At 33.6% G+C, this 21,906-nt stretch carries 21 protein-coding genes; 11 read left to right on the top strand and 10 right to left on the bottom strand.

What is annotated here, in order from left to right; translation table 11 throughout:
* The first annotated feature begins 77 nt into the window (after positions 1-77).
* Together CSW08_RS17280 and CSW08_RS17275 are read left to right on the top strand one after the other, a co-directional pair.
* A complete protein-coding gene (locus CSW08_RS17280; RefSeq protein ID WP_106661165.1) occupies positions 78-812 on the top strand; it encodes a LytR/AlgR family response regulator transcription factor in 735 nt (244 codons plus the stop codon).
* A gap of 94 nt (positions 813-906) precedes the next feature.
* Positions 907-1,422, top strand: a complete 516-nt coding sequence (locus CSW08_RS17275; protein WP_106661164.1) for a gamma carbonic anhydrase family protein — start codon at positions 907-909, stop codon at positions 1,420-1,422.
* Between the two features lie 72 nt (positions 1,423-1,494).
* On the opposite strand, the gene murI is transcribed toward CSW08_RS17275, so the two are convergent.
* The 8 genes from murI to CSW08_RS17235 all read right to left on the bottom strand — a co-directional run bounded on the left by murI (position 1,495) and on the right by CSW08_RS17235 (position 9,789).
* On the bottom strand, positions 1,495-2,274 hold the full coding sequence (murI, locus tag CSW08_RS17270; protein ID WP_106661163.1) for a glutamate racemase: 780 nt from the start codon (positions 2,272-2,274) through the stop codon (positions 1,495-1,497).
* 67 nt (positions 2,275-2,341) lie between these two features.
* Positions 2,342-2,848, bottom strand: coding sequence for an OmpH family outer membrane protein (locus CSW08_RS17265; protein WP_106661162.1), 507 nt, complete (start codon positions 2,846-2,848; stop codon positions 2,342-2,344).
* 31 nt (positions 2,849-2,879) lie between these two features.
* Positions 2,880-3,869 (bottom strand): OmpH family outer membrane protein, encoded by a 990-nt coding sequence (locus CSW08_RS17260; protein WP_106661161.1) that lies wholly within the window; start codon positions 3,867-3,869, stop codon positions 2,880-2,882.
* Positions 3,870-4,142: 273 nt separating this feature from the next.
* Positions 4,143-6,782 (bottom strand): outer membrane protein assembly factor BamA, encoded by a 2,640-nt coding sequence (bamA, locus tag CSW08_RS17255; protein WP_106661160.1) that lies wholly within the window; start codon positions 6,780-6,782, stop codon positions 4,143-4,145.
* Positions 6,715-7,455 (bottom strand): isoprenyl transferase, encoded by a 741-nt coding sequence (locus CSW08_RS17250; RefSeq protein ID WP_106661159.1) that lies wholly within the window; start codon positions 7,453-7,455, stop codon positions 6,715-6,717. Before CSW08_RS17250 ends, bamA begins: the two co-directional genes overlap by 68 nt.
* A 3-nt stretch (positions 7,456-7,458) precedes the next feature.
* Complete coding sequence (gene porG, locus CSW08_RS17245) at positions 7,459-8,145, bottom strand: type IX secretion system protein PorG (protein WP_106661158.1); 687 nt, start codon at positions 8,143-8,145, stop codon at positions 7,459-7,461.
* Between the two features lie 99 nt (positions 8,146-8,244).
* Positions 8,245-9,126: an NAD kinase gene (locus CSW08_RS17240; protein ID WP_106661157.1), complete on the bottom strand. Its 882-nt coding sequence runs from the start codon at positions 9,124-9,126 to the stop codon at positions 8,245-8,247.
* A 3-nt stretch (positions 9,127-9,129) separates the two neighbouring features.
* Complete coding sequence (locus CSW08_RS17235) at positions 9,130-9,789, bottom strand: CBS domain-containing protein (RefSeq protein WP_106661156.1); 660 nt, start codon at positions 9,787-9,789, stop codon at positions 9,130-9,132.
* A gap of 109 nt (positions 9,790-9,898) precedes the next feature.
* On the opposite strand from CSW08_RS17235, the gene CSW08_RS17230 reads away from it, so the two are divergent.
* The 6 genes from CSW08_RS17230 to clpX all read left to right on the top strand — a co-directional run bounded on the left by CSW08_RS17230 (position 9,899) and on the right by clpX (position 15,480).
* Positions 9,899-10,621 carry a pyridoxine 5'-phosphate synthase gene (locus CSW08_RS17230; RefSeq protein WP_106661155.1) on the top strand — a complete coding sequence of 241 codons (723 nt, stop codon included), beginning with the start codon at positions 9,899-9,901 and terminating at the stop codon, positions 10,619-10,621.
* A 115-nt stretch (positions 10,622-10,736) separates the two neighbouring features.
* Positions 10,737-11,501, top strand: a complete 765-nt coding sequence (locus CSW08_RS17225; RefSeq protein ID WP_203226917.1) for an alpha/beta fold hydrolase — start codon at positions 10,737-10,739, stop codon at positions 11,499-11,501.
* 35 nt (positions 11,502-11,536) lie between these two features.
* Positions 11,537-11,890, top strand: coding sequence for a phage holin family protein (locus CSW08_RS17220; protein ID WP_106661154.1), 354 nt, complete (start codon positions 11,537-11,539; stop codon positions 11,888-11,890).
* Positions 11,891-12,027: 137 nt separating this feature from the next.
* On the top strand, positions 12,028-13,356 hold the full coding sequence (tig, locus tag CSW08_RS17215) for a trigger factor (protein ID WP_106661153.1): 1,329 nt from the start codon (positions 12,028-12,030) through the stop codon (positions 13,354-13,356).
* A gap of 141 nt (positions 13,357-13,497) precedes the next feature.
* Positions 13,498-14,172, top strand: a complete 675-nt coding sequence (gene clpP, locus CSW08_RS17210; protein ID WP_106661152.1) for an ATP-dependent Clp endopeptidase proteolytic subunit ClpP — start codon at positions 13,498-13,500, stop codon at positions 14,170-14,172.
* A 75-nt stretch (positions 14,173-14,247) separates the two neighbouring features.
* Complete coding sequence (gene clpX, locus CSW08_RS17205) at positions 14,248-15,480, top strand: ATP-dependent Clp protease ATP-binding subunit ClpX (protein ID WP_106661151.1); 1,233 nt, start codon at positions 14,248-14,250, stop codon at positions 15,478-15,480.
* A gap of 10 nt (positions 15,481-15,490) precedes the next feature.
* On the opposite strand, the gene CSW08_RS17200 is transcribed toward clpX, so the two are convergent.
* Both CSW08_RS17200 and CSW08_RS17195 read right to left on the bottom strand, forming a co-directional pair.
* Entirely contained in the window at positions 15,491-17,986 is a 2,496-nt protein-coding gene (locus CSW08_RS17200) for a DUF5686 and carboxypeptidase-like regulatory domain-containing protein (RefSeq protein ID WP_106661150.1), read from the bottom strand.
* A gap of 64 nt (positions 17,987-18,050) precedes the next feature.
* Positions 18,051-19,028, bottom strand: a complete 978-nt coding sequence (locus CSW08_RS17195; RefSeq protein WP_106661149.1) for a pyruvate dehydrogenase complex E1 component subunit beta — start codon at positions 19,026-19,028, stop codon at positions 18,051-18,053.
* A 280-nt stretch (positions 19,029-19,308) separates the two neighbouring features.
* Here CSW08_RS17195 and CSW08_RS17190 point away from each other — a divergent pair, with 280 nt between their 5' ends.
* From CSW08_RS17190 to CSW08_RS17180, 3 genes are all read left to right on the top strand, one after another.
* Positions 19,309-20,055: an electron transfer flavoprotein subunit beta/FixA family protein gene (locus tag CSW08_RS17190; protein ID WP_106661148.1), complete on the top strand. Its 747-nt coding sequence runs from the start codon at positions 19,309-19,311 to the stop codon at positions 20,053-20,055.
* Between the two features lie 147 nt (positions 20,056-20,202).
* Positions 20,203-21,162, top strand: coding sequence for an electron transfer flavoprotein subunit alpha/FixB family protein (locus tag CSW08_RS17185; protein WP_106661147.1), 960 nt, complete (start codon positions 20,203-20,205; stop codon positions 21,160-21,162).
* Positions 21,163-21,283: 121 nt separating this feature from the next.
* Positions 21,284-21,901: a bifunctional nuclease family protein gene (locus CSW08_RS17180; RefSeq protein WP_106661146.1), complete on the top strand. Its 618-nt coding sequence runs from the start codon at positions 21,284-21,286 to the stop codon at positions 21,899-21,901.
* The last annotated feature ends 5 nt before the right edge of the window (positions 21,902-21,906 follow it).

The following is a 21,906-nucleotide window of genomic DNA, read 5'->3' as shown; positions in this document are numbered from 1 at the left end:
TATAAAAAATATTGTCGCACATAAAAGAATGATATGGATGTTACATCTGACCAATAAAGAACAATAAATATAAAAAGATGAAACTAAACGCCATTATAGTAGAAGACGAAGAAACCAGTAGAGATATTCTAAAAAATTATCTAAAAAAATATTGTCCGAGTGTCACTGTTTTAGGTGAAGCTGCCAATATTAATGAGGCACTTGTTTTGATAAATAATCATGATTTGGATTTGGTATTTCTTGATGTTGAAATGCCATATGGCAATGCATTCGATTTGTTGGATAAGGTTGAAGACATTAATTTTGAAACTGTATTTGTTACCGCCTATAATCATTATGCTATCGAGGCCTTGAACGCCCATGCTTCTTATTATTTGATGAAACCTATTTCGATTGATGAACTTATTAAAGCGGTTGATTATGTTTCAGAAATTAAAACCAAAGAAAACGCCCTTCAAGACCAGGTATTAATCCCAAAAATGAACACAGTGAATGGGAAAATTACGATTCCTTTACAAGAGGGTTTTGAAGTTATTAATACGGCTGATATTTTATATTGTAAGGCAGACGATAATTACACAGAAATTTATTTGAATAACAATAAAAAGAAATTGGTAAGCAAAACACTTAAATATTTTGAAGATGCTTTAAATGGTAGTAATTTTGCACGTGTACACAAATCTTATTTAATTAACGTTAACGAGGTAGTTAAATATTTAAAAGGAAAAGGTGGGAGCGTTGTGCTTAGCAATGGAAGGGAAATCATGGTTTCTGCTTCTAAAAAATCTGAATTATTGGATTATTTTAAATGATTAAGAACAATTAGATAACCTTTTCCCAGTTTGAAGAATACCAATTCTCAAAATAGGTAATATTCAATAGTAAATAGAAAATAATCAATTTAATATGCCAATAATAAAACCAGTAAACGGAAAATCTCCACAAATACCAGAAGATTGCTACATAGCAGAGAACGCTACGATTGTGGGCGATGTAGTTATGGGAACCCAATGTAGTGTTTGGTTTAACGCCGTAATTCGTGGCGATGTGCACTTTATCAAAATGGGCAATAAGGTGAATGTTCAAGACGGAGCCGTTATTCATGCTACTTATAAAACCTCACCAACTACCATTGGCAATAATGTGTCTATCGGTCACAATGCCCTAGTACATGGCTGTACCATTCATGATAATGTATTAGTGGGCATGGGCAGCATTATTATGGACGATTGCGTTGTAGAGAGCAACAGTATTATAGCAGCAGGTGCCGTTGTTACAAAAAACACACGGGTAGAAGCGGGGAGTATTTATGCAGGTGTTCCGGCAAAAAAAGTTAAGGACATAAGTGAAGAACTTATTTCTGGCGAGATAGACCGTATAGCCAATAACTACATTAAATATTCGAGTTGGTTTAAGGATTAATTGTTTGTCATTCCGAACTTGTTTCGGAATCTCATAATTAGAGCATTACCAAGTTGTAATCTGTTTTTTAGTTTAAAAATCTAAATACTCAACTTTATATTTAGATTCTAAAAGCGATTGCAAAATCTCAGGATTTCCATTAGTAAAAAATTGGATATTGGACTTTACTCTTTTAGTGTTTAGTAAATCGTGTTGTTCCAAAACAGCTTTGGTTTGCCTGGCTACGGCTTCCCCGGAATCGATTATTTTAACATGATTTGGTAGTAAATCAACAAGCATCGGAATTAAATAGGGATAATGTGTACAACCTAAAACCAAATAATCAATATTGGCATCTATCATGGGTTTTAAATATACTTTTAATAAACCCCTCATTTCATTAGAGTATAATTGTCCGCTTTCTATAAGTTCAACAATGCCTTCGCCAATGCGTTCAATTACTTGAATATTACTTGCAAATAAATTGGTAGTTTTATGAAACAGTTCACTTGTAAGCGTTCCTTTGGTAGCCAAGATGCCTACGGCTTTAGTTTGTGTATTTAATGCCGCGGGCTTAATGGCAGGTTCAATACCAATAAAAGGGATATTGTATGTTTCCCTTAAAATGCTAATAGCATTTGTTGTTGCGGTATTGCACGCCACCACGATAAGTTTACAACCTTTATCAATCAAGTATTCAGTATTTTTAATACTTAAGTTGATAATGGTTTCTTTTCCTTTTAATCCGTAAGGGGCATTAGCACTATCGGCTAAATAAATAGTATTTTCATCTGGCAAAAGTTTATGGATTTCTTTCCAAATGGACGTGCCGCCAACACCGGAATCAAAAATGCCAATAGGTTGTGTACTCATAGTGTAACAAAAATAAAAAAGCTGTCTTATAAAAAGACAGCTTTAAGTAATTTTATTTGTTTAAAAATTAGATACCTAATTCCTTTTTCACATCATTCAGTAAATCTTTACCATCGGCTACGATAGTGACGCCTACACCCGAGTCTAAAACATATTCAAAACCTTGTGCTCTACCTACTTTTAAGATAGCAGCTCTCGCTTTTTCTGTAATAGGTTTAAATAGAGTTTCTCGTTTTTCTTCTAAATCTTGTTGTGCTTTAGTTTGAAACTGACGCGCATTTTGCTCCATAGTCATTAATTCTTGCTCTCTTTTAGCATTCTCTTCTTGTGTTTTAGTAGCAGCTTCGGCATTATATTGCTCAGATTTTTTTTGTAATTCTGTACCCATGCTTTGTAAATCTGTTTGGTATGTTTTGGAAAGGGCTTCAAGTTCAGTTTGAGCAGCTTTCATTTCTGGCATGGCAATAATCAATTCATTGGTGTTTATATGTGCAATTTTGCTTTGAGCGTATGTAAAACTTACGGTTCCAATGCATAATACTGTTGCTAATAATAGGGTTTTTAATTGTTTCATTTTAAATGTATATTAATGTGTTATAAATTATTTAATTATTGTTTATACTATCTTTTGTTTTTTGTCGGTCTTCTAAAATTTGTTTCTTTTTAGCCTCTAGTTCTTTGATTCTGGCTTCTCGTTCTGCTAATTTTTTTTGTCTGTTTTCTTCTATAAGTTGTTCCCTTGTTTTGGTTTCTACCTTGTTGGCCTCGGTAGTAGTATTTTCAGGGTCACTTACAGAATTTGTTGTACTAGTATTTCTTGCTTCTAGTTTTTCTTGTTTGGCCTTTTCACGTTCTTCTAATATCTGCTGACGTCTTGCTTCTGCTTCTTTTTGTTTGGCTTCACGAGCTTCTAAAATTTCTTGCCTACGTTTTTCTATGGCACTTTCACGTTCTTCTTTCTTTTCTTCTAATGCTTTTTCGCGCGCTTCTAGTTCTTCATTAATTTCAGGAATCAATTCTTCATCTTCAGCGGCTCTAAGTTCTGCTTTTGTTTCTGCCTGTGTTCGTTTTGAAGCTCTTGTAATACTTCTTAAAACCTGTTCGCTTAAATCAAATTGTTTTGCTGAATATAGCATAACAGCATCAGATGATTTATCAAAAATGAAATCATATGTTCTGCTGGCTGCCAAATCTTGAACTGCTGAAAAAATTTGATCTTGAATGGGTTGCATCAATTGTTTTTTTTGAATCATTAAATCACCATTGGGGCCAAACCGTTTTTGTTGATAATCTAATATTTCATTTTCTTCAAAAGCAATATCTTCTTCGCGTTCATCAATAAGTTCCTTTGTTAATAATGCTTTCTCGTTGCTTAAATTTTTTCGTTTTTGTTCAATATCTAAAAGTTTCGTTTGAATTTCATTTTTCCAATCTTGGGCTTTATTATCAAGCTGTACCATGGATTCTTGATATTCGGGCACGTTTTCTAGAATATATTCGGTGTCTATATAAGCAATTCTTACGCCACGTTGAGCGTTTGAATACAAGCTACACATGAGAACTAATGTCAATAAAAAAAGAACGTTATGTTTCATCAGTTGATTTTATTTTATAATTTATCATCATATAAATTCTAAAAAGACAAATGATTTTATTTGAAACCTATTACCTTTTTTTGAATTGTATTTTCATCTGATTGTTTCAATTGTTTTTATTGTCAGATGCAATTCGCAAAGTAAATATTTTTAATGTCATAAAAAATTTTAGATTGCTCATTTCAAAATTAACGAAATTAAATCTTAAAAATTTTAATTCTTGGTTCAAATAATTAAATTGATAATAGAAAATATCGTGCCAAAAATTTTTTCTTAAAATTGTTGTCCAATAATAAAGTGGGTTTCCCAGCCATGACTGCCGGTTTCTCCAAATAAAGGATCGAATCCATGTCCAAAATCTATACCCAATAAACCAAATGCAGGCATGAAAATACGAACGCCCAAACCAGCGGAACGATAAAGGTTAAAAGGATTGTAATCTTTAAAGCTATTATAAGCAGAGCCTCCTTCCATAAAAGCCAGGGCATAAATTTTAGCCGACGCTTTTAATGTAATAGGATAACGTAATTCTAATGAAAATTTGTTGTATATAGTTGCGCCATCATTAGTGGTGTTGCCGTCTCTATCCAAAGGTTGTATGGATTGGTTTGGGTAACCTCTTAATTGAATGACTTCCCTGCCATCCATCGCAAAATTGGCCATACCGTCACCTCCTACAAAGTAACGTTCAAAAGGTATTACCCCTCTATCATTATTGTAGGCACCTAAAAACCCAAATTCCACATTTGGTTTTAAAACTAAATTTTTAGTGATTTGGGTAAACCATTCACCTTTGAAGCTAACTTTATAAAATTCCAACCATTTATAACGTTCTTGATCAATTTCTCCAGCTCTGGTATAATCGGCAGGAATGCTTTTGTCTAATAGATCATATTCATTGCTTAATGCCTTATAATCAACTCCATCAAATAAAGAATATGGTATTGATAACTTGGCAGTAACACCAAATCTGGAACCCCCTATTGGGTAAATAGGGTCAATTTTGGTGTCATCTCTACTTAGACCTACTGTATAAGACAAGTTTCTTGAAGTACCATTGCCAAACGTAAATAGCCCTGTATTGTAATTATTTAAATCATAAAGTTGAAAACTAATCGCTTGAGATAGTGTGAAATAATCATCAGGTACAGATAATCGTCTTGCTAAACCAACAGAAATACCAGTAATATTAAAACTTTGATTTTTATCAGCCCTTCTAGTTTGATAGTTGTAAAGAAATTGTTTTGTTTGTGATAAAGATGTAGAAAACTGAACGGGTCTTTTGCCGCCTAACCAAGGTTCAGAAAATGAAAAACTATAGGTCTGGAAAAATTGGCTTGCCTGTAAACGTAATGCCAATTTTTGGCCATCACCCATGGGGATAGGCTTATATGCATCCTTATTGAAAATATCTTTTATAGAAAAATTATTAAATGATAGACCCAAAGTACCAATAAAGCCACCGCCACCATAACCACCTTGAAGTTCAATTTGGCTAGACCCTGTTTCTTTTACGGAATATTCCATATCTATAGTGCCTTCGTTTGGATTTACATTCTTGAAGTCTGGAGAAATTTCTTGAGCATCAAAAAATCCTAATTGCCCAAGTTCTCTTACGGTACGTACCACATTGGCTTTACTGTACAGTTGTCCTGGAAGTGTACGTAACATTCTATAAATAACATGATCGTTGGTTTTATCGTTACCAACTACGGATACGTTATTAAAATAGGCGGGTTTCCCTTCAATGATTCTTATTTCCAAATCAATTACATTGTTATCTGCACTTACTTCAACGGGGTCTATTTTTGAAAATAAATAACCATAGTTTTGGTATGCATTAGCTATGTCATCAGCATCAGGGCTTTCATCTTGAATCCGTTCCTGTAAAAGCACCCCATTATAAGTGTCTCCTTTATTAATACGAAGAACCCTGTTTAATTGCTGGTTAGTATATACAGTGTTGCCAATAAATGTGATATCGCCAAATTTATATTGTTCGCCTTCTTCCAAATTTATTTGAAGGGAAATGGTTTTATCGTCATTTACAATTAAGCTGTCAGATAAAACACGTGCATCTCTATAGCCGTTTTCCTTATAGGCATCTATAAGTTTTGTTAAATCTTCTTCATAATCTTTTTCTACATATTTTGAACGTTTTAAAATACGTATAGGATTTATTTGTTTGGTTTTTTTCATGCTTTTTCTAAGCTTTTTATCGCTTAAAGCTTCATTTCCCGAAATAATGATATCCTTAATTTTTACTTTTTTGCCCTTGTCAATATTAACAACCATGTTAACACGCGCTATTTGAAGAGAGTCTTTTACATCAACAGCATTTATGTTAACTTTGGTATTGTAAAAGCCTTCTTTTTGATATTTTGTAGTTAGATAATTTTTTGTTGTAGCTTTAAGGTTTTCGGTTACTTTTGTGCCCTTCTCTAATTTGTTTTCCTTTATAATGCCTTCAATTTTTCCTTTTTTTACACCATTGATTTTAACTTCATTAAGCTGTGGTAAATCTGAAAGACGAATTTCTAAGTAAGCGACGTTGCCTTCAATTTTCGTGATATAAATTTCTATATCACTAAATAAATTAGAGCCCCAAAGTTTTTTAATGGCAGTACCTATTTCTTCTCCAGGAATGGTAACTTCTTGGCCTTCACTTAATTTAGAATAGGCTACAATAGTTTGTTCGTTAAATGTTGTATTGCCAGAAACAGAAACACCTCCTAATGTGTATTTTTTACCAGCATCGTATGGGTCTTGTGCCGATACATTAAAACTGATTGCAACTATAAATAGTACAATGCATTGTTTTATATATGTTTTTATAGGTAGTTTATTAGCTAAGTTGTTCACTAGTTTTCCCAAATCGTCTTTCTCTTTTTTGATATTCAATAATAGCTTCATGCAAATGTTGCTTAGTAAAATCAGGCCAAAGTGTATCAGTAAAATACAATTCGGCATAAGCTATTTGCCATAGTAAAAAGTTACTTATTCGTTGCTCCCCGCTTGTTCTTATAAGTAAATCTACGTCTGGTAAATTTCGCGTGTAAAGATGCTCATTTATAATTGATTCATCAATTTTTTCGGCCGAAATTATATTATTTTTAACTTTAAAACTAATTTCTTTTATTGTATTTATAAGTTCCTCCCGCGAACCATAGCTTAGGGCGATGGTTAAAGTCATTCTATTGTTGTTCTTGGTTTTTTCAATAACTTCCAATAATTCCTTGTTTACCTTGGAAGGAAGTGTATCTAATGTGCCTATAGCCAATAATTTTATGTTGTTTTCATGAAGTGATTTTATTTCTTTTCTTAAAGAAGAGATTAATAATTTCATAAGTGTGTCCACTTCAAATTTTGGGCGGTTCCAGTTTTCTGTAGAAAACGCATAAAGTGTTAGGTTTTCTATACCAAGTTCGGCACTGCCCTCAACGACTTGCTTAACGGCTTTAGCACCATTTTCATGACCAAAAGTACGCATCATGCCATGTTGTTTTGCCCAACGCCCATTGCCATCCATAATAATGGCAACGTGTTTTGGTAATTTTTTGGCTTGTATGCTTTCTAGTGAGTTCATTTTTTAATTTACACAATAACAGGGGTTTTGCCCAAAGGTATAGGTTAATATAATACCTGAAAAGACATACCAGTCGTTATTATTAATATTGCCAAATCTATTTGCTAAATGGTTTGGATTATTAGGAAGGTTTCCGTCAATGGCATCAGTGAATGTATAACGTGCGCCGACTTCAACACTTAATACAAAGTTATCAATAAATGTGGTTTTAAAGCCTATAGCCATTGGAATTCCAAATGCCCAACTTGAACCATTTTCAGATGTTTGAACACCATTTTGAAAATAATAATCATCATAATTTGCAACAGTTATTCCTGAATATAAATAAGGAGTTGATAATTTTTCTCCAGAATGTAAATCGAAATCAAAAAAAGTGAGCTCCATGCCAACTGAAGCTTCTATAATTTTATTGGTAAAATCATCGCCTCTTTGGGTGCGCCTTGGATCATCAGATTTTAAATCATCGCCTTCTAAATCGGTAAAAATCAATGTAGCTCTATAGGAGTGTCTTGAACTCCTGTTCCATCTATAAACCGCACCAAAAGCCAATTGATTGGGCGATATATAATTTGTAGCGCCAATATCACCAATAAAATTACTGCCACCAACATACACACCAAGCTCATTGATTTGTGAATGACTATATTGAATGGTTAAAATGCTTATAATAATTATGGTTATATACCTCATAAGAAATTAAAAGTTTGCAAATATAATAAATAAGATTAGCCCAAAGCAATTTGAGTTGATTTGTATGAGTTTAAAACAACATTTACTGAAAATTATTGTTTAATTACGTGTATCTTCTCCCCAAAGAAGTTTTTTGCGAAGGGTATCCAAAAAGCTTTCATTTAATAAATCGATCATTTTAATTTTAAATGGCGCTTTTTTAATTATTATAAGTGTATTATTATCTAGGGTAGCAATCCTAGAGTCTAGCGATATTAAATGATTATCCTCTCTTCCCGCAACTTTAAGGTGGATTTCTGTAGAATCTGGTATTACTAAAGGGCGTGCGCTTAAATTATGTGGTGCAATAGGTGTTAAAACAAAGCTATTGGTATTGGGTGTTATAACGGGACCGCCACAACTTAATGAATAACCTGTTGAGCCAGTTGGTGAAGAAACTATAAGACCATCACTCCAGTATGATGTTAAATATTCCCCATTTAAATAGGTTTCTACCGATATCATTGACGTCGTATTTTTTCTATTTACGGCTATTTCATTTAAGGCAAAGTTAAGTGAGGTGATGTCTTCATTTTCTGGAATGGTTTCCACGGATAATAATGTGCGTTCTGAAATAGTATATTTACCGTCAATTATATCTTGAATGGCACTTTCTATACCATCCACTTGAATGGTTGCCAAAAAACCTAAACGACCTGTGTTAATGCCAATAATAGGAATATCAATATCTTTAACAAAGGTAATGGCCCTTAAAATTGTGCCATCGCCACCAACGCTAACAAGCAAATCAAAGGATTTGTCTAGGTCATCAAATGTTTTAAAGTTAGAATAATTATTATTAGGGGCTGCCGCTTTTATAATGTTATAGAATTCGGTTTCTATATAGGCATCAACATCTTTTTTTAATAAGTAATTAAATAATGTTTCAACAGAACTAGACGTGGTTTTGTTGTAAAATCTTCCAAAAACGGCAACCTTCATACATTATATATTTAAATATTTATTCAAATAATCCGATCGTTCTTTAAGACTCTCCGTATAACTATCTTCTTCATGTCCAGAGACTATATTATAGCTGTAGCGTCTAAAAGTATGAATGATGGAACTTAAGCCAACATTGCCAATTTTAATGGTTATTTGTATAACGTCATTTTTTATTCTAGATACAAAAGCACCTAGGATTTTTCCATTATTTGACTCTACAATTTGACTTATCTCACTAAATGAATAATCATTTATGCCTTTCTCTATAACTAAAATACCACCAGGAGCAGTAAAAAATGGTGAATCACCAAACAGGCTTATAATATCATTGAGTTCATAATAGCCTAAGTATTTATTTTTCTCATCTAAAACAGGCATAATATTGGCAGAGTTTCTGGCAAAAGCTTCTAAAACATCTAACCAAAGGGTGGTGTTTCTAACAAAAAAATCCTCTAGGGCATTGGTAAACTCACTTAACGCTTTGTCGCTTTCAAAACAATGAGCATCAGTTTCAGAAAAACAACCCAAATAAATATGATCGTCATTTTCAACGGGAATGTGTGAATAAGTAAGTTGATTGAACATCAGCTGCAAATCACTTATTTTACTATTCCTATTTAAAGGTTTTATGTCGTTAATAATGTATTCTGAAAGTTTCATCGGTAGATGTTTCCTTTATTTTTCAATCGTTTTATATGTGTGCAAATTAATCAAAAAAAAAGTATGTAAGCCTGTTCTACTTTGTATTTTTGCGTTTTAAAATGGATTCATGACAAAGTTAAGTGTAAATATTAACAAGATAGCGACATTAAGAAATTCCAGGGGTGGTAATGTGCCTAATGTAGTACAGTTTGCAAAAGATGTACAGCGATTTGGGGCAGAAGGGGTTACCATACATCCAAGACCCGATGAGAGGCATATTCGCTACCAGGATGCCCGAGATTTAAAACCGGTAGTTTATACGGAATATAATATTGAAGGCAATCCAGTTGATTCATTCATGAAATTGGTTTTAGAAGTGAAACCAACACAAGTGACATTAGTTCCAGATGCGGAGGATGCCATAACATCTAATGCTGGTTGGGATACCATTAAGCATAAAGATTTTTTGGTTGATGTTATTAAAGAGTTTCAACAAAATGGTATTAGGACGTCCATTTTTGTGGATCCCGTTTTAAAACAAATTGAAGGTGCTAAAGAAACAGGAACGGACAGAATTGAATTATATACCGAAAGTTTTGCGCATCAATACGGTCTGGGCAATAAAAATGCTGTAAGGCCTTTTAAGGAGAGTGCCGAATTAGCCTATAAATTAGGTTTGGGAATTAATGCTGGGCATGATTTGTCTCTTGATAACATCAAATTTTTTAAAGACCATATTCCTAACTTATTAGAAGTTTCAATAGGTCATGCATTAATTGCAGAAAGTTTATATTTAGGGATTGAGAACGTTATCCAAATGTATTTACATAAATTAAAAGCCCATCCTTAATCCTTCCCATAGGGAAGGAAACACTCAAAATGGAGGTGGGCACTAGTATATATAGACAGTATAAAAAAAGTTAAACATAACAGTTTCCCTCCTTAGGAGGGATTAAGGGAGGCTTATGATATTACATTCAAACATATTAGGCGAGGGTATTCCATTTGTTATTCTTCATGGGTTTTTGGGAATGAACGATAATTGGAAAACCATGGGGCAAAAATTTAGCGAAGAAGGTTTTCAAGTGCATTTGGTTGACCAAAGAAACCACGGGCATAGTTTTCATAGTTCTGAATTTAATTACGACGTTCTTGTAGTAGATTTAAAAACATATTGTGAAACTAATGGTTTGAAGCATGTTATCTTATTAGGTCATTCCATGGGTGGCAAAACAGCTATGTTGTTTGCCACAAAGTATCCAGACATGGTTTCAAAATTATTAGTTGCCGATATTTCCCCTCGTTTTTATCCGGTGCATCATGATGGCATTTTAAGCGGTTTAAGCGCCCTAAATTTTGATGTCATTAAAAGTAGAGGTGAAGCCGATGACCTACTTAGCAAATATGTATCTGACTTTGGCACTCGACAATTTTTATTAAAAAACTTATATTGGATTGAAAAGGGCAAACTTGCTTTACGAATGAATTTAGACGTTTTAAAAGAAGAAATTACAGAAATAGGAGAGCCACTTCCAGACCAAGCCAGATTTGAAAAAGAAACGCTTTTTTTAAAAGGGGACAGGTCAGAATATATAGGAGTTGAAGATGAAAACATCATTAAAAATCACTTCCCTAATGCTCAAATAATAACTATTTCAAATGCAGGACACTGGTTGCATGCCGAGAATCCAGATGACTTTTTTGATGCTGTAATTAAATTTACTAAATAAATAATTTTTGTACTTTTATTGAAAATCAATTAAAAATGAATCTAATTATCAAACTCTTATTAAATGCCTTGGCGGTATTTATATTGGCTTATTTTTTACCCGGGGTAGAATTGTCTGGAGATAAATTTGTTACGGCAATCATCGTAGCTATTGTGTTATCGGTGTTAAATATATTGGTAAAACCAATTCTGGTTATACTTACGCTGCCAATAACGATTCTTACGCTGGGGTTGTTTTTACTCATAATAAATGCTTTAATCATTCTTTTGGTAGATAGGCTTATAGATGGTTTTTCAGTTAGTAGTATATGGGTAGCCATTCTGTTCAGTATCTTATTATCTATACTTCAATCCATCTTACATTCGCTTTTAAAGGAAGGCAAGGACTAGTCTAAAATACAGTTTATTAAAACTTTGTTAGGATGTAAAAAAGTTATATTTTTGCATCCCGATTTCAGTTACGAAAAATCCAAGCTTTAAAAAAGCTTTTTGTTAAATCCCCTATTAGGGTTTTATATCATTTAAAAATGAATATTACAAGAGAAAACGTTGATGCATTAAATGCTGTAGTGAAAGTAGATATTGCTAGAGAAGATTACATTACAAAAGTAGAAAAAATCTTAACAGATTACCGTAAAACCGCCAACATTCCAGGGTTTAGAAAAGGACATGTGCCCATGGGAATGGTTAAAAAGCAGTACGGAAAAGCCGTTTTGGTTGATGAGGTAAATAAGTTATTGCAAGATGCTTTAAACAAATATTTAACTGAAGAAAAACTTGATGTTTTAGGGCAACCATTACCAAAACCACAAGATAATATTGATTGGGATTCTGATGGGTTTTCATTTGAATTTGAATTAGGCCTGGCTCCAGAGTTTGAAGTTGATTTAAACAGCAAGAAACCAATCGATCAATATATTATTACAGCTGACGACAAAATGATTGATGAGCAAGTGGAGCGTATTCAAAAACAATACGGGAAATTAGTATCTCAAAATGAAGTTGAAGAAGATAGCAATATTACAGGTGTATACAAAAATGAAGAGCGCGATATAGACAATACGGTAACTTTAACTTTAGATAAATTTAAAAGTAAAGCCACCCAAAAACAATTTGTTGGTGCTAAAGTGGGAGATGTTATCGCTTTAAACACCAAAGGACTTTATTATGATGAGCATGAATTAATGCATGCTTTTAAATTAGAACATGACGATATTCATGGTTTGGATATTGATGTAACTTTTACCGTTACCGAAATAAATAAAAGCGAATTGGCAGATTTAGACCAAGAGTTGTTTGATAAATTATTTGGAAAGGGTGTTGTTAATTCTGTTACCGAATTAAAAGAGAAAATAAAAGAAGACGCAGAAAAACAATTTAAACAACAGGCCGATCAAAAATTGTTGAATGATGTCACTGAGTATTTAGTTGACAACACTAAGTTTGATTTGCCTGCAACATTTTTACAAAAATGGATGCAAACGGCTGGTGAAAAACCAATGGATCACGATCAGGCCAAAGAAGAATATGAAAAGTCTGAAAAAAGTTTACGTTACCAGTTAATTGAAGGTAAGTTGATTACAGAAAACAACATTCAAGTAACCTTAGAAGATATCAAAGGTCATGCAAGGGAGATGATAAGAACTCAAATGGCTCAGTTCGGACAATTAAATCCAACAGATAAAGAATTAGATGATATTGCAGCTCGGGTGCTATCAAACCAAGATGAAGCACGTAGAATTTCAGAGCAACTTATAAGTCAAAAACTTATAGCTTTATATAAAGAGAAAGCTAATTTAAAGGTTAAGGAATTGACTTATGAAAACTTTGTTAAAGAAGTTTACGGAGACAAATAAACCTATCGTTTAAATAATTATTCCTTATATTTAGGCGCTTTAATTTACACATTAAAGCGCTTTATTTATTAAGTAAAAACTAAAAGCCTCAGTTTATACTATTGAGGGTTTAATTTAAAGTATTATAATATAAAAATTACTATGGATTACGGAAAGGAATTTGAAAAATTCGCTATAAAAGACCAAGGTATTAGCAGTACATATTACAATAAAATTATAAGCAGTATGTATCCAGCAAATATGACCCCTTATATTATTGAAGAGCGTCAATTGAACATTTCTCAATTAGATGTTTTTTCCCGTTTAATGATGGATAGAATTCTGTTTCTTGGAACCGGAATAAATGATAATATCGCTAATATTGTTCAAGCGCAATTATTGTTTTTAGAAAGTGTTGATGCATCAAAAGATATTCAAATGTATATTAATTCTCCAGGCGGCGGCGTGTATGCAGGATTAGGTATTTATGATACCATGCAGTTTATAAAACCAGATGTTGCTACTATTTGTACAGGTATGGCTGCATCCATGGGTGCTGTATTGCTTTGTGCAGGGGCCAAAGGAAAAAGAAGCGGCTTAACACATTCTCGTGTCATGATTCATCAACCATTAGGAGGTGCTCAAGGGCAAGCCAGCGATATAGAAATTACTGCCAGAGAGATATTGATTTTAAAAGAAGAACTTTATAAAATTATTAGTAAGCATTCTGGTCAACCATACGACAAAGTATATGAAGATAGTGATAGAGACTATTGGATGAAAGCTGATAAAGCCAAAGAATATGGTATGATTGACGAGGTTTTAGCCCGTAGTTAAACATTTTTTTTGTAATTTTACAAATTCTAATTAGGGAATTAACATCATTTTTCTCTCATTTTAAACAAATGATTAATGGCAAAAGAACAATTGGAATGCTCGTTTTGTGGTAGAAAAAAACCCGAAACTAACCTATTAATAGCAGGATTAGATGCCCATATATGCGATAGATGTATTGAACAAGCACATGGGATTGTTATTGAAGAATCCAAACAAAGTGACAGCAGTGACTTATCTGCAGAATTAAAATTACGCAAACCTTTACAGATTAAAGAATTTTTAGATCAATATATTATTGGTCAAGATGCAACAAAAAGAGTCATGTCTGTAGCGGTTTACAACCATTACAAACGTTTATTACAACCAACAACAAGTGATGATATTGATATTCAAAAAAGTAATATCATTATGGTTGGTCAAACAGGAACGGGTAAAACGTTAATGGCAAAAACAATTGCCAGAATGCTTAACGTGCCTTTGGCTATTGTAGACGCCACTGTTTTAACAGAGGCGGGTTATGTAGGTGAAGATGTTGAAAGTATATTAACCCGATTGCTACAGGCAGCCGATTATAATCTTGAAAAAGCTGAAAAAGGCATCGTGTTTATTGACGAAATAGATAAAATCGCCCGTAAAAGTGATAATCCATCTATAACACGAGATGTATCTGGAGAGGGTGTGCAACAAGCACTTTTAAAATTATTGGAAGGAACTGTTGTTAATGTGCCGCCAAAAGGAGGTAGAAAACATCCAGATCAGAAATTTATTGAAGTCAATACAGAAAATATTTTATTTATTGCGGGTGGTGCATTTGATGGCATCGAACGTATTATATCCAGACGTTTGAATATGCAAGCGGTTGGTTATAGTGCTTCCATATCTGATGATGTGGTAGACCAAAACAATTTATTACAATATATCATTCCTAAAGATTTAAAAGATTTTGGTTTAATTCCTGAAATTATTGGACGATTACCTGTATTAACATACATGGATCCTTTGGATGCTGAAACATTAAGAGCTATTCTTACAGAGCCTAAAAATGCCATTATTAAACAATATAAAAAGTTGTTTACCATGGATAATATAGATTTTAGTATTACTGATGGTGCTTTAGATTATATAGTAGATAAAGCGGTAGAGTATAAACTTGGAGCTAGGGGACTACGTTCGTTATGTGAAGAAATTTTAACAGATGCGATGTTTGAATTGCCTAGTAGTAATGAGAAAAAATTGAATGTTACTAAAATGTATGCAGAAGATAAATTAACAAAAACCACATTGAAAAAACTAAAAGCGGTTTCATAACGTTTTTTTGTTAAAAATAAAATCCAAAAGTGCCCGTAACTCCAAACTTGCGGGCATTTTCATTTTCTAGGTAATTACCTCTAAAATTAAAGTCAATTCTAAAGACTTTAAAGATATTGCCAATTCCAAAACCATATTCATAGTACACTTTATCATTAGGGGCCAATAACGGTATAGTGTTTGGGTTACTTGTTGTGCTTAATGCTATATTTTCATCTGAAATATCTCCCCAAACACCACGTAAACTTATAATCTCCCTAAGATTATATTTTCTTAAAAAAGGAATTCTTGAAAATAGACGACCATTGAAATTATGCTCGAAATGAAATGACGTATAAGTATCTGAAACAAATTCATAAAAATCTAATTGAGGAAAGGTATTATAGATGGAAAAATACGATTGATTTCCAGGAATAACACTTAATAATCCTAACGGGACTTCTCCAAAGGTTTTACCAGCTTCTACGGTCGTGGTTAATCTGCCATAACCTCCAACTTGCCAAGGTTGAATATAAGAAAACTGAACTTTTGTATAATCGAAATCACTATCAAATACGCCTTTATCACCACGACTTACTAGCGCAAAAAGGCTGGCATAGTTATCATTGGCAATTTTACGTTCTACGCCAAATCCTGTCATTTTTCTACCAGGAAAATAAGAAACAGAGAAGGACGATTCAAACTGTTTTATTTCAGATTCAATACCATTTGGTGTGTTGTAATCTAAACTAAAAGTTGGTGAACCCGATTCTAATGTTCTGTAATTTCCGCCCAACCTCATTATAAAATTACGCCAAGGTTCAAGTTCCATAGCTAAACTAGTCAGATTTATAGATGTTAATTTATCATTAGCACCAGTGCCTACTACAGCAGAGGAAGCAAAACTACGCCCCAGTACATCTGTAGAGGTAGTTAAACTAGCCCCAATTTGCTCAACATCGCGCCTATTTCCTCCAGAAATAATGAACCGACTTTTTTTATGTAAAAGCCATTTTCCTGAAATGCCATATTTAAATTTGTCATCTTTAAATCCGTAGGCTAAAAACCCTTCCAATCGCCATAAATCGTTTCTTCCAAAATAGGTGCGTCCGCCTGTCCGTAAGCGTAAGCCTTCTACTTCATTAAATCCAAACGTTGAAAATATGGGGCCATAATCCAATGGTAACGTATTGAACTCAATATAGCCCGAAGCCAGAATACTCCCCAAATTGTAAAGACGTTTAAATTTCTTGACGGTTTTTAAGGTATCTAACATTTTGTAAACACCCTTCTCGTCTTTATTTAAAGCCTCTAAGCGATTTTGAGTCCAAAAATCATCATCCCTATCATAAATATCTTTATCGTAGTCGTAAACTTCTTCATCGTAGAATTTTTTATCTATTACTTTATCGAACTTATAATTATCATATAATGTGGTGCGTTTGCCATAAATACCATGGGAAGTTTCTTTTTTGTTGAAAGCGAAATCAGACATCATATGATCTCGTTTTATAAGAAAAACAGAATCGTTCAACACTTCGAATTCTTGTTCAATATAAATATCTTTTACCCAGTTAATATTGGCACTTTTTGATGCCTGCAGATTAATTTCTTTAATAGCATATGTGGTATCAGCCACCCAGAAATTACCTTTAAAAGTCAGCTCGTTTTTTCGTCTGGGATAGTAAATAATATTATAGCACCATTTATTCTCTATAAATGAGCTGTCTGCTAATACATAATTATAAGTGTTAATACCTGTTTTAGACAAGGGACTTACAAAACCTTTGTCAAAAAACTGCAAATAATTATCATAGATATTAAAATCGGGATACAATTCGCCAACAAAATCAATAATCGTTTGGTTATCGCTGAAGCCTGAGTTTTTATTCCCTTTTAAAACTTCTTTTTTCTTGTTAATAAGATTGTCACCATAAACTTGCGAAACGGCTTCGTTGATAAACATAGGTAAATATGTTTTTCCGGTAACACTTGAGGTATCTACTTGATCAAAAACAAATTCCATGCCTTTAAAAAGTTTGCTTTTCATCAGCGAGCTATCAATGGTATTGATGTCAAACTCTACCTTCTCGTATTTGCTATACTCATACTGATTGAATTTTTGTAAGCCGTTTTTCCGTTCATGCTCCCAAATCTTCCTAAGAATATCTATCGCAGGATTATCTTTTTTGGATTGCTTACCAGTTGTAATGAATACTTGGTCTAATTGAGAGGCTTCTTCTGAAAGTGTGAATTTTAAATCGAAATTCACTTTTTTATCTAAAGCAATTTCAAGAGTTTGGTAGCCAATAAAAGAAACTATTAAAGTATTCCAAGTTTGGTCAGATTCTAAATAAAACTTTCCGTTTTCATCTGTAATGGTCCCTTGTGAAGAACCTTTAAACAATACATTGGCAAACGGAACAGATTGGTTGTATTCATCAAATACATAACCGCTTACTTTAGTTTGAGCAAGTAGGGATAGTATTCCGAATAAAAATAGGGTAACAGTTAATTTTAACTTCATATATATAAAAAAACTTCATCAACGAAAGTGTGCTAATGAAGTTCATAACGTAAAATGTTTTAATTTATTTATATAAAACTTTTTTTACCGCTTTAATGACATCTTTGCTATTTGGCAACCATTCTGCAAATAGAACGGGTGAGTATGGAGCGGGGGTGTCAGCGGTATTAATTTTTACTATGGGAGCGTCTAAATAATCAAATGCTTCAGATTGTACAATATAAGTAATTTCAGTAGCTACATTTCCAAAAGGCCATGCTTCTTCTAAAACCACTAAACGATTTGTTTTTTTAACCGATTTCAAAATAGCTTCTTTGTCCATAGGTTTTACGGTGCGTAAATCTATGATTTCACAAGAAATACCTTCTTTAGCTAATTCGTCGGCAGCGATATAAGCTTCTTTTATAATCTTCCCAAAAGATACAATGGTTACATCCGTACCTTCTCGTTTAATCTCTGCAACTCCCAACGGAATAACATATTCACCTTCAGGAACTTCTCCTTTGTCACCATACATTTGCTCACTTTCCATGAAAATGACGGGGTCATCGTCACGAATTGCAGCTTTTAAAAGTCCTTTTGCATCATAAGGATTTGATGGAACTACCACTTTTAAGCCAGGTGTATTGGCAAACCAACTTTCAAATGCTTGTGAATGTGTCGCACCTAATTGACCAGCTGATGCTGTTGGGCCACGAAATACGATGGGACATTTAAATTGACCACCAGACATTTGTCTTATTTTGGCGGCATTGTTTATAATTTGATCAATTCCAACAAGAGAAAAGTTAAACGTCATATACTCCACAATTGGTCGGCATCCTGTCATGGTCGAGCCTATTGCAATACCCGCAAAACCAAGTTCTGCTATAGGTGTATCGATCACTCTTTTTGCTCCAAATTCGTCTAACATGCCTTTTGATGCTTTGTAGGCACCATTATATTCTGCAACTTCTTCACCCATTAAATAAATGCTTTCATCTCTGCGCATTTCTTCGCTCATGGCTTCACAAATAGCTTCTCTAAATTGAATTGTCTTCATTCGCTTATTTTATCTTCCTCAATATAGGAATTTCTTTAATAGTTTATCTTGAGTATCTTAGTAAATTGAAATGCAAAAATAGGAATAAAAGGTGTACTATTCTTAAAAGAATTATTTAAATTTATTATGCATGCATAATAATTATTTAGAATAAAATAATTAACTTCGTAGCTTTAAAATCCATTAAAATGTCTAGGATTTTAGCCTATTTGTATTGGTTATATATGTAGTTATACTTTAAAATATAAAGCAGAAATATTAATTTTTTAAATTGTTGAAAATGAAAATACTAGTATGCATTAGTCATGTGCCAGATACCACTTCAAAAATTAATTTTGCTAATGACAATGCCAAATTTGATGCGACCGGCGTTCAATTTGTCATTAATCCAAATGATGAGTTTGGTTTAACGCGCGCGATGTGGTTTAAGGAAAAACAAGGAGCAACGGTCACTGTTGTAAATGTTGGTGGGTCAGAAACCGAGCCAACACTTCGTAAAGCTTTAGCCATAGGGGCTGATGCTGCTATAAGAGTAAATACTGCTGCTACGGATGGTTTTTCGGTGGCAAAGCAATTGGCAAATGTGGTAAAAGATGGTGGTTACGATTTAGTTATTGCAGGTCGTGAGTCTATTGATTATAATGGTGGGATGGTGCCAGGTATGATGGCAGGTTTAACAAACGCTAATTTTATAAATAATTGTATTGGTTTGGAGATTGAAGATAATTCGGTAAAAGCTGTTAGGGAAATTGATGGCGGTAAAGAAACACTTTCTACATCATTGCCATTAGTTATTGGCGGACAAAAAGGCTTGGTTGAAGAAAGCGATTTGCGTATACCAAATATGAGAGGCATTATGATGGCCCGTCAAAAAGCATTAACGGTTGTAGAGCCCATTGCGGCTAATGTCGAAACAATATCCACTAAATTTGAGAAACCAGCAGCAAAAGGCGCTGTAAAATTAGTGTCCCCAGATAATTTAGATGAGTTAATAAACTTACTTCATAATGAAGCGAAAGTGATTTAATCCTCCCCTAACCCCTCCAAAGGAGGGGAAGTTGGGGTGGAAAATAATAAACTATAATAATTTTAGGAGATAAAACAATATTAACATATGCCTTTCAAGCCCCTTTCCTTTGGAGAGGGGTTGGGGTGAGGAAAATAAAATAAGTCTATGTCAGTTTTAGTATATACAGAATCAGAACAAGGAAAATTTAAAAAAGTAGCTTTTGAGGTTGCTTCTTATGCCAAAGCAGTTGCCAATCAATTGGGAACAACAGTTACGGCCATAGCAATTAATGTTAGTGATACATCTCAATTAGGAACTTATGGTGTAGATAAAGTTTTAAATGTAACCAATACGCAGTTGGATCATTTTAATGCCAAAATCTATGCAAATGTCATAAAGCAAGCTGCTGAAAAAGAAAGCGCCAAAGTGGTTATCATTGGCTCAAGTGCCAATAGTAAGTATTTAGCCCCATTATTGGCAGTGGAGCTTAATGCTGGTTATGCGTCCAATGTTATTGAAGCACCGTCAAATATATCCCCATTTACTGTTAAACGTACGGCATTTACAAACAAAGCTTTTGAATTTGTACAAATAACTACCGATGTAAAAATAGTTGGGGTTTCAAACAATTCCTTTGGATTGGTAGAATCGTCAGGCAGTGATACGGCTGAAGCATTTTCTCCTTCGCTTGCAGAATCGGGGATTAAAATAGAATCGGTTGATAAAGTAACTGGTAAAGTAACCATTGCCGATGCTGAGATTGTTGTTTCAGCTGGAAGAGGATTAAAAGGTCCTGAAAATTGGGGAATGATTGAAGAATTGGCATCCGTTTTAGGCGCTGCCACAGCTTGTTCAAAACCAGTTTCAGATTTAGGTTGGAGACCTCATAGTGAGCACGTTGGGCAAACAGGAAAGCCTGTAGCGGCAAATTTGTATATAGCCATTGGTATTTCAGGGGCTATTCAGCATTTAGCAGGGATTAATGCCTCAAAAGTTAAGGTGGTTATTAATACAGATTCAGAAGCACCTTTCTTTAAAGCAGCCGACTATGGAGTGGTTGGAGATGCTTTTGTAGTGGTTCCAGAGCTTATAGAAAAATTAAAGGCATTTAAAGCACAACAATAAATTATTTTTTATAAATTGTATTAGCAAAAAAAGGCTGTTAAATTCGGTTTTTATAGATAAATCTGCATCAGGCAGTTTGGTAAAGTCCTAATTTAAACAGTTCTTTGCGTTTTTATAAATTATGAGTCTAGTTAGATTAAATATAAAAGGGATATCTTATAGCCAAACCCAAAATGGTGCATATGCATTAATCTTGAACGAAGTTGATGGAGACCGTAAACTTCCTATTGTCATTGGAGCTTTTGAAGCCCAATCCATTGCCATTGCTTTAGAAAAGGAAATAAAACCACCAAGACCATTAACACACGATTTATTCAAAAATTTTGCCGATAGGTTTGATATTGTCATTAAACAAGTTATTATTCACAAATTAGTTGATGGTGTATTTTATTCCAGTTTAATTTGTGAACGCGATAAAATCGAAGAAATTATTGATGCTAGAACTAGTGATGCCATTGCTTTAGCACTTCGTTTTGAGGCACCCATTTTTACGTATAAAAACATATTGGATAAGGCAGGAATTTATTTAAAAGTGGAGTCAAAAAAACAGAAAGAGGACGAAAATCAGAATAGCATTTTAATGGATGAATTGTTAGATAGTAATCTCGAGCCAAGTGCGCCCAAAGAAAATTATTCAGCAAAGACATTAGAAGAGCTCCATAATTTGTTGGACGAAGCGGTAAGTAATGAAGATTACGAAAAAGCAGCCCATATTCGGGACGAAATTTCTAAGCGATAATACTC

It is taken from the genome of Confluentibacter flavum (genome assembly GCF_002843175.1).
Classification (GTDB): domain Bacteria; phylum Bacteroidota; class Bacteroidia; order Flavobacteriales; family Flavobacteriaceae; genus Confluentibacter; species Confluentibacter flavum.
Note: the sequence above shows the minus strand (reverse complement) of the source record. Positions and strands in the feature narration are given on the sequence as shown.